The sequence below is a fragment of the Enterobacter cloacae complex sp. FDA-CDC-AR_0132 genome (assembly GCF_003010695.1).
GTDB classification, from domain to species: domain Bacteria; phylum Pseudomonadota; class Gammaproteobacteria; order Enterobacterales; family Enterobacteriaceae; genus Enterobacter; species Enterobacter ludwigii.
Genome location: NZ_CP027618.1, coordinates 1,406,598 through 1,420,228, shown reverse-complemented (window position 1 = coordinate 1,420,228; position 13,631 = coordinate 1,406,598). Strand labels below are relative to the sequence as shown.

10 protein-coding genes, 2 tRNA genes and 1 rRNA gene are annotated in these 13,631 nt (G+C 55.0%); 10 read left to right on the top strand and 3 right to left on the bottom strand.

The features are described 5' to 3' along the window. The first annotated feature begins 30 nt into the window (after nt 1-30). Entirely contained in the window at nt 31-813 is a 783-nt protein-coding gene (gene tatD / locus AM379_RS06940; RefSeq protein ID WP_032679206.1) for a 3'-5' ssDNA/RNA exonuclease TatD, read from the top strand. On the opposite strand, the gene rfaH is transcribed toward tatD, so the two are convergent. After that, complete coding sequence (gene rfaH / locus AM379_RS06935) at nt 810-1,301, bottom strand: transcription/translation regulatory transformer protein RfaH (RefSeq protein WP_020882871.1); 492 nt, start codon at nt 1,299-1,301, stop codon at nt 810-812. The genes tatD and rfaH overlap by 4 nt on opposite strands. 170 nt (nt 1,302-1,471) lie before the next feature. On the opposite strand from rfaH, the gene ubiD reads away from it, so the two are divergent. Together ubiD and fre are read left to right on the top strand one after the other, a co-directional pair. Beyond that, nucleotides 1,472-2,977 (top strand): 4-hydroxy-3-polyprenylbenzoate decarboxylase, encoded by a 1,506-nt coding sequence (gene ubiD, locus AM379_RS06930; protein WP_014172107.1) that lies wholly within the window; start codon nt 1,472-1,474, stop codon nt 2,975-2,977. Nucleotides 2,978-3,007: 30 nt separating this feature from the next. Then, nucleotides 3,008-3,709 (top strand): NAD(P)H-flavin reductase, encoded by a 702-nt coding sequence (gene fre, locus AM379_RS06925; protein ID WP_014172106.1) that lies wholly within the window; start codon nt 3,008-3,010, stop codon nt 3,707-3,709. Nucleotides 3,710-3,891: 182 nt separating this feature from the next. Here fre and fadA read toward each other — a convergent pair whose 3' ends face one another. Both fadA and fadB read right to left on the bottom strand, forming a co-directional pair. Continuing rightward, nucleotides 3,892-5,055, bottom strand: a complete 1,164-nt coding sequence (gene fadA, locus AM379_RS06920) for an acetyl-CoA C-acyltransferase FadA (protein ID WP_106503563.1) — start codon at nt 5,053-5,055, stop codon at nt 3,892-3,894. Nucleotides 5,056-5,064: 9 nt separating this feature from the next. Then, nucleotides 5,065-7,254 carry a fatty acid oxidation complex subunit alpha FadB gene (gene fadB / locus AM379_RS06915; protein WP_106503562.1) on the bottom strand — a complete coding sequence of 730 codons (2,190 nt, stop codon included), beginning with the start codon at nt 7,252-7,254 and terminating at the stop codon, nt 5,065-5,067. Between the two features lie 190 nt (nt 7,255-7,444). On the opposite strand from fadB, the gene pepQ reads away from it, so the two are divergent. From pepQ to AM379_RS06875, 7 genes are all read left to right on the top strand, one after another. After that, nucleotides 7,445-8,776, top strand: a complete 1,332-nt coding sequence (pepQ, locus tag AM379_RS06905; protein ID WP_020882869.1) for a Xaa-Pro dipeptidase — start codon at nt 7,445-7,447, stop codon at nt 8,774-8,776. Beyond that, a complete protein-coding gene (locus AM379_RS06900; RefSeq protein ID WP_020882868.1) occupies nt 8,776-9,390 on the top strand; it encodes an IMPACT family protein in 615 nt (204 codons plus the stop codon). The genes pepQ and AM379_RS06900 overlap by 1 nt, the downstream gene beginning before the upstream one ends. A gap of 41 nt (nt 9,391-9,431) precedes the next feature. Beyond that, the gene (gene trkH / locus AM379_RS06895; protein ID WP_014172101.1) at nt 9,432-10,883 is read left to right on the top strand and encodes a Trk system potassium transporter TrkH; all 1,452 of its coding nucleotides are present in this window, start codon (nt 9,432-9,434) and stop codon (nt 10,881-10,883) included. Nucleotides 10,884-10,893: 10 nt separating this feature from the next. Continuing rightward, the gene (gene hemG, locus AM379_RS06890; protein WP_020882866.1) at nt 10,894-11,439 is read left to right on the top strand and encodes a menaquinone-dependent protoporphyrinogen IX dehydrogenase; all 546 of its coding nucleotides are present in this window, start codon (nt 10,894-10,896) and stop codon (nt 11,437-11,439) included. Nucleotides 11,440-11,815: 376 nt separating this feature from the next. Beyond that, nucleotides 11,816-13,355: ribosomal RNA gene (locus tag AM379_RS06885) — 16S ribosomal RNA — on the top strand. A gap of 70 nt (nt 13,356-13,425) precedes the next feature. Next, nucleotides 13,426-13,502: transfer RNA gene (locus AM379_RS06880), tRNA-Ile, on the top strand. A gap of 38 nt (nt 13,503-13,540) precedes the next feature. Then, nucleotides 13,541-13,616 (top strand) — tRNA-Ala (locus AM379_RS06875). Nucleotides 13,617-13,631 lie beyond the last annotated feature (15 nt).

The window sequence follows — 13,631 nt, the reverse complement described above, 5'->3', positions numbered from 1 at the left end:
CGTCAGGGCGGTTGTGCTATGGGGAATCGCATGTTTGATATCGGACTCAATCTGACCAGCTCGCAGTTTGCGAAAGACTGCGATGAGGTCGTCGCGCGTGCTTTTGCCGCCGGGGTGAAAGGGCTGCTCCTGACGGGAACCAACCTGCAAGAAAGCGAGCAGGCGCAGCAGCTTGCTCAGCGCTATGATCGCTGCTGGTCAACCGCTGGCGTGCATCCTCATGACAGCAGCCAGTGGACGCCGCAGAGCGCTGAAATCATACACAGGCTGGCGAAAACCACTGAAGTCGTGGCCATTGGCGAATGTGGTCTCGATTTCAACCGTAACTTTTCCACGCCAGCCGAACAGGAAAATGCCTTCACCGCCCAGCTCGCCCTGGCAGCAGAGCTTGGAATGCCTGTGTTTATGCACTGCCGTGACGCGCATGAGCGCTTCCTCGCCTTACTGGAACCCTGGCTCGATAAACTGCCCGGGGCGGTACTGCACTGCTTTACCGGTTCACGGCAGGAGGCGCTGGATTGTCTGGAACGCGGGTTATATCTGGGCATTACCGGCTGGGTTTGCGATGAACGTCGCGGGCTTGAGCTTCGCGAGCTGTTGCCGGTGATCCCGGCGGACCGCTTGCTTGTTGAAACCGACGCACCTTATCTGCTGCCGCGAGATATGCAACCCAAACCGGCTTCTCGACGTAACGAACCGGCCTATCTGGGGCATATTCTTGAGAGCGTAGCGCGCTGGCGCGGAGAAGACCCGCACTGGCTGTGCGCACAGACGGATGACAACGTGCGTCGCCTGTTCGGGATAGACGTTTAAACTTTGCGGAAGTCGGTGTTTTTCACGCTCTGCAATACCTGCTTATTCAGCAGGTTGAGCAACAGCATGGAGCGTGCTTCACCGTCAGGCTCGGCGAAAATCGCCTGTAAGCCCTCGAAAGCCCCTTCAGTGATGACGACGCTGTCGCCTGCGTAGGGGGTTTCCGGATCGGTGATGCCTTCAGGTTGCTGGTACACCGAAAGCTGATGAATCACCGTTGACGGGACCGTGGCCGGGTGAGCGCCAAAACGCACAAAGTGGCTGACACCGCGTGTGGCGCTGATGGTCGTGGTGTGAATCACTTCCGGGTCGAACTCAACGAACAGATAGTTCGGGAATAATGGCTCACTAACGGTCGTGCGCTTCCCGCGCTGCATTTTTTCAAGCGTGATCACGGGTGTCAGGCAATTTACAGACTGACGTTCAAGATGTTCCTGCGCGCGCTGAAGTTGCCCGCGTTTGCAATACAGTAAATACCAGGCCTGCATAATCACTCTTTCCCTTAGTTCGGGGCGCAAGCATATCAAAACCCTGGCGGGATCGCTAAGTTGATTATAATGGGGGAAAAGGGAACAGAATGCATAAGTTCACGCTAATTTAACAAAATTACAGCATCAAGCAGGCTTACGCCGTATAATGAAGCGCTTACAGAGAGGCCATGACTAACTGCATGAAATACCACGATCTCCGCGACTTCCTGACGCTGCTGGAAAAGCAGGGCGAACTCAAACGCATTACACTTCCTGTTGATCCTTATCTGGAAATGACAGAAATTGCTGACCGCACCCTGCGTGCCGGTGGCCCCGCTTTACTGTTTGAAAACCCAAAAGGGTATTCGATGCCGGTGCTGTGCAACCTGTTTGGTACACCGCGCCGTGTGGCGTTGGGGATGGGACAGGAGGACGTCACGGCGCTGCGCGAAGTGGGTAAACTGCTGGCGTTTCTGAAAGAGCCAGAGCCACCGAAAGGTTTCCGCGATCTGTTCGATAAACTGCCGCAGTTTAAGCAGGTGCTTAACATGCCAACCAAACGTCTGCGCGGCGCACCGTGTCAGCAGAAAGTGCTGGAAGGCGATGCGGTGGATCTGACAAAAATTCCTGTCATGCAATGCTGGCCTGAAGATGCTGCGCCGCTTATCACCTGGGGGCTCACCGTCACGCGTGGTCCGCACAAAGAGCGACAAAATCTGGGTATTTACCGCCAGCAGCTGATTGGCAAGAATAAGCTCATCATGCGCTGGTTGTCACATCGTGGCGGCGCCCTGGATTTCCAGGAGTGGTGTGCTGAACACCCGGGAGAGCGTTTCCCGGTTTCCGTTGCGTTAGGCGCCGATCCGGCCACGATTCTGGGGGCGGTAACGCCAGTGCCGGATACGCTGTCCGAATATGCCTTTGCAGGCCTGCTGCGCGGAACCAAAACCGAAGTCGTGAAGTGTATTTCTAATGACCTTGAAGTTCCTGCCAGCGCGGAGATCGTTCTGGAAGGTTACCTTGAGCAGGGCGAAATGGCACCGGAAGGGCCATACGGTGACCACACCGGCTATTACAACGAAGTTGATAACTTCCCGGTGTTTACCGTCACGCACATCACCCAGCGTGAAGATGCGATTTACCACTCCACCTATACCGGACGTCCACCGGATGAACCGGCGGTACTGGGAGTGGCACTGAACGAAGTGTTTGTGCCGATCCTGCAAAAGCAGTTCCCGGAAATTGTTGATTTTTACCTGCCGCCGGAAGGGTGTTCGTATCGCCTGGCGGTGGTGACGATGAAGAAGCAATATCCTGGTCACGCTAAACGCGTGATGATGGGCGTATGGTCTTTCCTGCGCCAGTTTATGTATACCAAATTTGTTATTGTCTGCGATGATGATGTTAACGCCCGCGACTGGAATGACGTTATCTGGGCCATTACTACCCGAATGGATCCGGCGCGCGATACGGTGTTAGTCGAAAACACGCCGATAGATTATCTGGATTTTGCCTCGCCGGTCTCCGGCCTTGGCTCAAAAATGGGACTGGATGCCACAAACAAATGGCCCGGCGAAACCGAGCGTGAATGGGGTCGACCGATCAAAAAAGATCCTGCCGTGACCGCGCGCATTGACGCGATCTGGGATGAACTGGCCATAATGAATAACGGTAAACCTGAAACAGGCCGTTAAGCCCTATAGACTTCACGACAGAGAGAGCGAATGACAACCTTAAGCTGTAAAGTGACCTCGGTAGATGCTATCACCGACACCGTATATCGCGTCCGTTTAGTACCTGAAGCGGCATTCTCTTTCCGCGCCGGTCAGTACTTGATGGTCGTGATGGATGAGCGTGATAAGCGTCCCTTCTCTATGGCTTCTACGCCAGCAGAGCAGGAATTTATTGAGCTTCATATTGGTGCGTCTGAGCTTAACCTGTATGCGATGGCCGTCATGGATCGCATTCTGAAAGAACGTGAAATCGTGGTGGATATTCCTCACGGTGATGCCTGGCTGCGTGAAGATGAAGACCGTCCGCTGATCCTGATTGCGGGGGGAACGGGTTTCTCTTACGTGCGCTCTATCCTGCTGACGGCCCTGGCGCGTAACCCGGATCGCGATATCACCATCTACTGGGGCGGCCGCGAAGAGAAACATCTCTACGACCTGTCTGAACTGGAAGCATTAAGCGTCAATCATCCACACCTGCGCATTGAGCCGGTGGTGGAGCAGCCTGAAGAGGGCTGGCGTGGGCGCAGCGGTACGGTGCTGACAGCGGTGCTGCAGGATCACGGCACGCTGGCGGGACATGATATCTATATTGCTGGCCGTTTTGAGATGGCGAAAATTGCCCGTGACCTGTTCTGCAACGAACGTGACGCGCGTGAAGACCGTCTCTTCGGCGATGCGTTCGCGTTCATTTAAATAAAAAACCCGCCCCTGACAGGCGGGAAGAACGGCAACTAAACTTTATCTCTTCGCCACTGGCGCCATAACTGCGATGGCTGCGCGTGCTCACCCGAATCCCTTACTTCCGTAAGCGCATCGGGCGCCGCTCGCGTGCCGCCGTGTTCTGGCGACACTGGCTGTAAGAACCCCTCGAAGATTTACACTCGCTCAAATACCGTCGCGATACCCTGACCCAGCCCGATACACATCGTCGCCAGACCAAACTGAGCGTCTTTGCGTTCCATCAGGTTAATCAGCGTGGTGCTGATGCGTGCCCCGGAACAACCCAGCGGGTGACCGAGGGCGATCGCGCCGCCATTGAGGTTAATCTTGTCGTCTATCTGATCCATCAGGCCCAGATCTTTGATGCACGGCAGGATCTGCGCGGCAAAGGCTTCGTTCATCTCAAACAGATCGATATCACTGGTGGTTAAGCCTGCTTTTTTCAGCGCCAGCTTCGAGGCCGGCACCGGACCGTAACCCATAATGGACGGTTCGCAACCCACCACCGCCATCGAACGCACCCGGGCACGAGGCATCAGGCCTAACTCGCGGGCACGGCTTTCACTCATCACCAGCATCGCGGCGGCCCCGTCAGATAGGGCAGACGAGGTGCCTGCCGTTACCGTACCGGTGACCGGGTCAAACGCCGGGCGCAGCGTAGAAAGGGTTTCTACAGTGGTTTCCGGGCGAATCACTTCATCGTAGCTGAACTGCTTCAAAACGCCGTCAGCATCGTGACCACCGGTTGGGATGATCTCATGCTTAAATGCGCCGGACTGCGTTGCGGCCCAGGCGCGTGCGTGGGAGCGCGCGGCAAAGGTATCCTGCATTTCGCGGCTGATGCCGTGGAGGCGGGAAAGCATCTCAGCGGTCAGGCCCATCATTCCCGCCGCTTTCGCCACGTTACGGCTCATACCCGGGTGGAAATCAACCCCGTGGCTCATCGGCACGTGGCCCATGTGCTCCACGCCGCCGACCAGACAGGCCTGCGCATCACCGGTCATGATCATGCGTGCCGCGTCGTGCAGCGCCTGCATTGACGAACCACACAGACGGTTAACGGTCACCGCCGGAACTGAATGCGGGATCTCCGCCAGCAGCGAAGCGTTACGGGCGATGTTAAAGCCCTGTTCGAGGGTTTGTTGTACACAGCCCCAGTAAATATCGTCGAGCGCAGCGGGATCCAGTGCCGGGTTACGCGCCAGCAGGCTACGCATCAGGTGCGCGGAGAGGTCTTCCGCGCGCACATTACGGAATGCACCGCCTTTTGAACGGCCCATCGGGGTGCGAATCGCATCAACAATGACAACCTTTTCCATTGTGACTCCTTAAGCCGTTTTCAGCTCGCCAACCGGACGGGATGGCTCAACTGCTGGGTAATAGGGTTCGTTATGGCGCGCTTTGTTACGCAGACCTTCCGGCACGTCATACAGCGGGCCGAGGTGCTGGTACTGCTGAGCCATATCGAGATAACGGGCGCTGCCGAGCGTATCCAGCCAGCGGAACGCGCCGCCGTGGAACGGAGGGAAGCCGAGGCCGTACACCAGCGCCATATCGGCTTCTGCCGGGCTGGCGATAATGCCTTCTTCCAGGCAACGCACCACTTCGTTGATCATTGGAATCATCATTCGGGCGATGATTTCATCGTCGGTGAAGTCACGTTTCGGCTGGCTGACGTCGGCCAGCAGGCCATCCACCGCCGCGTCTTCTTCTTTCTTCGGTTTACCTTTGCTGTCTTCTTTATAGCGCCAGAAGCCCAGGCCGTTTTTCTGACCAAAGCGGCTGGCGTCAAACAGGGCGTCAATCGCGTCGCGGTAATCTTTCTGCATGCGCTGCGGGAAGCCTGCCGCCATCACCGCCTGGGCGTGGTGTGCGGTGTCAATGCCGACCACATCCAGCAGATACGCCGGACCCATCGGCCAGCCGAACTGTTTTTCCATCACTTTGTCGACTTTGCGGAAATCCGCACCGTCGCGCAGGAGCTGGCTGAAACCGGCGAAGTACGGGAACAGCACGCGGTTGACGAAGAAGCCCGGACAATCGTTGACCACGATCGGGGTTTTGCCCATTTTGCTGGCCCATGCCACGACTTTGGCGATCGTTTCGTCAGAGGTTTTTTCCCCACGGATCACTTCGACAAGTGGCATACGGTGCACCGGGTTAAAGAAGTGCATACCGCAGAAGTTTTCCGGGCGCTTCAGAACGCCTGCCAGTTCGCTAATCGGGATGGTGGAGGTGTTTGAGGCCAGTACGGTATCAGGACGAACCTTCTCTTCGGTTTCCGCCAGCACCGCTTTTTTGACTTTCGGGTTCTCAACGACCGCTTCAACGACCACATCCACACGGTCGAAACCGCTATAGTCCAGGGTCGGGTGGATTGTCGAGATCACCCCTGAGAGTTTCAGACCGTCAATTTTGCCGCGTTCCAGCTGTTTATTCAGCAGCTTGGCCGCTTCGGTCATGCCCAGCGTCAGGGATTTCTCGTTGATGTCTTTCATCACCACAGGCACGCCTTTCCAGGCCGACTGATAAGCGATGCCGCCGCCCATAATGCCTGCACCGAGTACCGCCGCCTGTTTTGGCGTCTCAACATTTTTGGTCAGCTGTTTCGCCTTACCTTTCACGAATTGATCGTTCAGGAAGATGCCCACCAGTGCGCGAGCTTCATTAGTGTGCGCCAGCGGAACAAAGCTTTGGTTTTCAAGTTTCAGCGCTTCATCACGGCCAAAGTGGGCCGCGGCTTCAATCGTTTTAACGGCGGTAATGGGCGCGGGGTAGTGTTTGCCTGCCGTCTGCATCACCATCCCTTTGGCGATGGTGAAGCTCATGGCGGCTTCAATTTTGCTGAGTTTCAACGGTTCCAGCTTCGGCTGACGTTTGGCTTTCCAGTCGAGGTCGCCATTAATGGCCTGATGGAGAATGGCGAGGGAGCCTTCAATCAGTTTTTCTGGTTTAACCACACCGTCCACCAGGCCTATTTTCTGCGCCTGTTCCGCCCCGACATCTTTACCGGCGGCGATGATCTCCAGGGCGCTATCGGCACCCAGCATGCGTGGCATACGTACGGAACCGCCAAAGCCTGGCATGATGCCCAGTTTTGTTTCCGGCAGGCCGATGCGCAGGTCTGGCGTGGCCAGACGATAGTCGGTTGCCAGCACGCACTCGCAGCCGCCGCCCAGCGCGTAGCCGTTAACGGCGGAGACTGTCGGAACAGGCAGATCTTCCAGACGATTAAAGACGCTGTTGGCAAAGTGCAGCCACTGGCTCAGCTGTTCTTCCGGGACCTGGAACAGTGAAAGGAATTCGGTGATATCTGCACCGACAATAAAAGCCGCTTTGTTTGAGCGCAGCAGCAGCCCTTTTAATTCAGATTGTTTTTCAAGCACATCCAACGCCTGGCCAAGACTGGCCACCGTCGCGGTATCAAGCTTGTTGACTGAGCCGGGGGCATCGAACACCAGTTCGGCAATGCCATCTTCCAGCCAGTTGAGGTACAGGGTGTCGCCTTTGTAGAGCATGTCAGTCTCCTGAATCCAGCAAGTGGATCTGGTCATACCAGATGAGACGGAGTGTGGGATTTATGTTAATAAAATGCAAATTTCTCATTAAGAAATTGCTGCATTGATCACGGTCGGTGGAAATCACGCAGTCGGAGTCAGGTGTGCTAAGATGCGATGACTTGAGCTCAGAAAAATGAAAGGAAGAAAGATGGACTCACTGGCTTCGCTTTATAAAAATCATATCGTTACCCTACAGGAACGTACCCGTGATGTACTGGCGCGCTTTAAGCTGGATGCGCTGTTAATCCACTCCGGAGAGCTGATTAACACCTTCCTGGATGACCATGCGTATCCGTTTAAGGTCAACCCGCAGTTCAAAGCCTGGGTGCCGGTCACGCAGGTCCCAAATTGCTGGTTGCTGGTGGACGGGGTGAACAAGCCGAAACTGTGGTTCTATTTGCCTGTCGATTACTGGCACAACGTTGAGCCGCTGCCGACCAGCTTCTGGACGGAAGAAGTGGACGTTATCGCTTTACCAAAAGCCGATGGCATTGGCAGCCTCTTGCCAGCCGGGCGCGGCAATATTGCTTATATTGGCCCGGTTCCTGAGCGTGCGCTCGGTCTGGATATTCCGGCGGATAAACTCAATCCGAAAGGGGTTCTGGATTATCTGCACTACTATCGCGCTTATAAGACCGACTACGAACTTTACTGCATGCGTGAAGCGCAAAAAACGGCGGTAAATGGTCACCGTGCTGCGCATGAAGCGTTCCAGTCTGGCATGAGCGAGTTCGATATTAACCAGGCGTATCTGACCGCCACCGGCCACCGTGACACTGATGTCCCTTACAGCAACATCGTCGCGCTGAATGAGCATGCGTCCGTTCTGCACTACACCAGGCTCGATCACCAGGTGCCATCCGAGATGCGCAGCTTCCTGTTGGACGCCGGGGCAGAGTACAACGGCTATGCGGCCGACCTGACCCGCACCTGGGCGGCAAATGCGGATACCGATTTTGCACAGTTGATTAAAGACGTTAACGATGAGCAACTGGCGCTTATTGGCACCATGAAAGCGGGAACCAGCTATGTGGATTACCACATCCAGTTCCATCAGCGCATCGCTAAACTGCTGCGTAAGCACCAGATCGTGAAAGACATGAGCGAAGAGGCGATGGTGGAAAACGATCTGACCGGGCCGTTCATGCCGCACGGTATTGGTCACCCGCTGGGTCTGCAGGTTCATGATGTTGCCGGTTTTATGCAGGACGATACCGGTACGCACCTGGCCGCGCCGTCTAAATATCCTTACCTGCGCTGCACGCGTATTCTTGAGCCGCGTATGGTGCTGACCATCGAGCCGGGTATCTACTTTATCGAATCGCTGTTAGCGCCATGGCGTGAAGGCCCGTTCAGCAAGCACTTCAACTGGGACAAAATTGAAGCGCTGAAACCGTTTGGCGGTATTCGTATCGAAGACAACGTGGTGATCCACGAAAACGGTATTGAGAATATGACGCGAGACCTGAAGCTGGCCTGATGGATAGCTGGCTGATACCGGCTGAACCGGTCACCTTTGTTGAGGAAATTAAGAAGAGTCGATTCATTACGCTGCTGGCACATACCGACGGCGTTGAGGCGGCAAAAGCGTTTGTTGAGTCCGTTCGCGCGCAGCACCCTGACGCACGTCACCATTGCGTGGCGTGGGTGGCAGGGCCGCCGAACGATTCACAACAGCTGGGGTTTTCCGATGACGGTGAACCGGCAGGCACAGCCGGTAAACCCATGCTCTCCCAGTTGATGGGCAGCGGCGTGGGTGAAATCACCGCCGTGGTCGTTCGCTACTACGGCGGTATTTTATTAGGCACGGGTGGACTGGTTAAAGCGTATGGCGGTGGGGTTCAGCAGGCACTGAATATGCTGATTACCACCCGCAAAACGCCGCTCACCGAATATACTTTACTGTGCGATTACGGCCAGTTATCCGGCATTGAGGCATTGCTAAAGCAGTTTAACGGCGTCATCGCGCACAGTGACTATCAGGCAATGGTGCAACTGCGCGTGGCGCTTCCGCAGGCGGAACTGGCTGCTTTTTCAGCAAAGCTGGCGGATTTTAGTCGCGGTTCGTTGCAATTGCTGCCGATTGAAGAATAATCCCCACCTCACTTTTTTGAATACCAAAGGAAGCGGCAGAGATGCATTTTCGTGCCATTACCCGAATCGTTGGACTGCTGGTCATACTTTTTTCCGGGACGATGATTCTCCCAGGACTGGTAGCGCTTATCTACCGGGACGGCGCGGGGCGGGCATTTACCCAGACCTTCTTTGTCGCGCTGGCGATTGGCTCACTGCTCTGGTGGCCAAACCGTCGTCAAAAGGGTGAGCTGAAATCTCGCGAAGGCTTTCTGATTGTTGTTCTGTTCTGGACAGTGCTGGGAAGTGTGGGTGCGCTACCCTTTATCTTCTCTGAGCAGCCTAATCTGACCGTCACGGATGCGTTTTTTGAATCGTTCTCGGGTTTAACGACGACCGGGGCGACCACGCTGGTCGGGCTGGATTCCTTACCGCACGCCATTCTCTTTTATCGCCAGATGCTGCAATGGTTCGGGGGGATGGGGATCATCGTCCTGGCAGTGGCCATCCTGCCTATTCTTGGCGTCGGGGGGATGCAGCTCTACCGTGCGGAAATGCCGGGTCCACTGAAAGATAACAAGATGCGCCCGCGCATAGCCGAGACGGCGAAAACCCTGTGGCTTATCTATGTCTTGCTGACGATTGCCTGTGCGTTAGCGTTATGGTTTGCCGGGATGCCTGCATTCGACGCTATCGGGCACAGCTTTGCGACGATCGCCATCGGCGGGTTCTCGACCCACGATGCCAGCGTGGGTTACTTCGACAGCCCCACCATTAACACGATCATTGCCATCTTCCTGCTGATTTCCGGCTGTAACTACGGTCTGCACTTCTCCTTACTCAGCGGGCGTAGCCTGAAGGTGTACTGGCGTGACCCGGAGTTTCGTATGTTCATTGGTGTCCAGCTTACGCTGGTCATCATCTGTACCGTGGTGTTGTGGTTCCACGATGTCTATAACTCCGCGTTGACCACGTTAAATCAGGCGTTCTTCCAGGTGGTGTCGATGGCAACCACTGCCGGTTTTACAACGGACAGTATTGCGCGCTGGCCGCTGTTCCTGCCGGTACTGCTGCTGTGTTCTGCGTTCATCGGGGGTTGTGCGGGGTCGACGGGCGGTGGCCTGAAGGTGATCCGTATTCTGCTGTTGTTTAAGCAGGGGAACCGTGAACTTAAACGTCTGGTCCACCCGAACGCGGTTTACAGCATCAAACTGGGTAACCGTGCCCTGCCGGAACGTATTCTTGAAGCGGTGTGGGGGTTCTTCTCGGCCTATGCGCTGGTCTTCATCGTCAGTATGCTGGCGATTATTGCGACGGGGGTGGATGATTTCTCTGCCTTTGCTTCCGTCGTTGCAACGTTGAATAACCTCGGGCCTGGCCTGGGAGTTGTGGCAGATAACTTTGCCAGTATGAACCCGGTCGCGAAATGGATCCTCATCGCCAACATGCTGTTTGGTCGTCTGGAGGTCTTTACGCTGCTGGTGCTGTTCACCCCAACATTCTGGCGCGAGTAAGGAGTCGTCGGTGAAAACACTTATTCTTTTCTCTACGCGGGATGGGCAAACGCGTGAGATTGCCTCATATCTGGCTTCAGAATTAAAAGAGCTGGGGATTTACTCTGATGTGGTGAACCTGAACCGCACGGAGCAGATAGCCTGGCAGGATTACGACCGTGTGGTTATTGGCGCGTCTATTCGTTACGGGCATTTCCATCCGGCGCTGGATCGTTTTGTGAAAAAGCATACGGCAGTGCTCAATAAACTGCCCGGGGCTTTTTACTCGGTCAATCTGGTGGCGCGTAAACCTGAGAAACGTACGCCGCAGACCAACAGCTATACGCGCAAGTTTCTGTTGAGCTCTCCGTGGCAGCCGGACATCAGCGCCGTCTTTGCCGGCGCGCTGCGTTATCCGCGCTATCGCTGGTATGATCGCTTTATGATTCGCCTCATTATGAAGATGACCGGCGGCGAAACCGATACGCGCAAAGAGGTGGTGTATACCGACTGGTCGCAGGTCGCCAGTTTTGCACGGGAGATCGCACATTTATCAGGCGATTCGCGGCTTAAATAGGCGTGAAGTTTGAAAAGTGAGCGAACGAAAAGTTTTTTGTATTTTGTGCTTGTCACTTCAGAATAACTCCCTATAATGCGCCTCCACTGACACGGAACAACGGCACACACGCCGCCGGGTTAGCGGGGTTCAGAGATGAACACCAACAGAGATAAGCGAAAATAAATGCTTGACTCTGAAGCGGGAAAGCGTAATATGCACACCCCGCGCCGCAGCGAAAACGAAGCGGCACTGCTCTTTAACAATTTATCAGACAATCTGTGTGGGCACTCAAAGTGACATGGATTCTTAATGTCTTCGGACACTAAATGAATACCAAGTCTCTGAGTGAACATACGTAATTCATTACGAAGTTTAATTCACGAGCATCAAACTTAAATTGAAGAGTTTGATCATGGCTCAGATTGAACGCTGGCGGCAGGCCTAACACATGCAAGTCGAACGGTAGCACAGAGAGCTTGCTCTCGGGTGACGAGTGGCGGACGGGTGAGTAATGTCTGGGAAACTGCCTGATGGAGGGGGATAACTACTGGAAACGGTAGCTAATACCGCATAACGTCGCAAGACCAAAGAGGGGGACCTTCGGGCCTCTTGCCATCAGATGTGCCCAGATGGGATTAGCTAGTAGGTGGGGTAACGGCTCACCTAGGCGACGATCCCTAGCTGGTCTGAGAGGATGACCAGCCACACTGGAACTGAGACACGGTCCAGACTCCTACGGGAGGCAGCAGTGGGGAATATTGCACAATGGGCGCAAGCCTGATGCAGCCATGCCGCGTGTATGAAGAAGGCCTTCGGGTTGTAAAGTACTTTCAGCGGGGAGGAAGGTGTTGTGGTTAATAACCGCAGCAATTGACGTTACCCGCAGAAGAAGCACCGGCTAACTCCGTGCCAGCAGCCGCGGTAATACGGAGGGTGCAAGCGTTAATCGGAATTACTGGGCGTAAAGCGCACGCAGGCGGTCTGTCAAGTCGGATGTGAAATCCCCGGGCTCAACCTGGGAACTGCATTCGAAACTGGCAGGCTAGAGTCTTGTAGAGGGGGGTAGAATTCCAGGTGTAGCGGTGAAATGCGTAGAGATCTGGAGGAATACCGGTGGCGAAGGCGGCCCCCTGGACAAAGACTGACGCTCAGGTGCGAAAGCGTGGGGAGCAAACAGGATTAGATACCCTGGTAGTCCACGCCGTAAACGATGTCGACTTGGAGGTTGTGCCCTTGAGGCGTGGCTTCCGGAGCTAACGCGTTAAGTCGACCGCCTGGGGAGTACGGCCGCAAGGTTAAAACTCAAATGAATTGACGGGGGCCCGCACAAGCGGTGGAGCATGTGGTTTAATTCGATGCAACGCGAAGAACCTTACCTACTCTTGACATCCAGAGAACTTAGCAGAGATGCTTTGGTGCCTTCGGGAACTCTGAGACAGGTGCTGCATGGCTGTCGTCAGCTCGTGTTGTGAAATGTTGGGTTAAGTCCCGCAACGAGCGCAACCCTTATCCTTTGTTGCCAGCGGTCCGGCCGGGAACTCAAAGGAGACTGCCAGTGATAAACTGGAGGAAGGTGGGGATGACGTCAAGTCATCATGGCCCTTACGAGTAGGGCTACACACGTGCTACAATGGCGCATACAAAGAGAAGCAAACTCGCGAGAGCAAGCGGACCTCATAAAGTGCGTCGTAGTCCGGATTGGAGTCTGCAACTCGACTCCATGAAGTCGGAATCGCTAGTAATCGTAGATCAGAATGCTACGGTGAATACGTTCCCGGGCCTTGTACACACCGCCCGTCACACCATGGGAGTGGGTTGCAAAAGAAGTAGGTAGCTTAACCTTCGGGAGGGCGCTTACCACTTTGTGATTCATGACTGGGGTGAAGTCGTAACAAGGTAACCGTAGGGGAACCTGCGGTTGGATCACCTCCTTACCTTAAAGAACCTGCCTTTGTAGTGCTCACACAGATTGTCTGATGAAAAACAGCAGTAAAAAACCTCTACAGGCTTGTAGCTCAGGTGGTTAGAGCGCACCCCTGATAAGGGTGAGGTCGGTGGTTCAAGTCCACTCAGGCCTACCAAATCTGTCATGCAGATTTGAAGAGGTTGGTCATACGATGGGGCTATAGCTCAGCTGGGAGAGCGCCTGCTTTGCACGCAGGAGGTCTGCGGTTCGATCCCGCATAGCTCCACCATCTTTTACTGCGAAA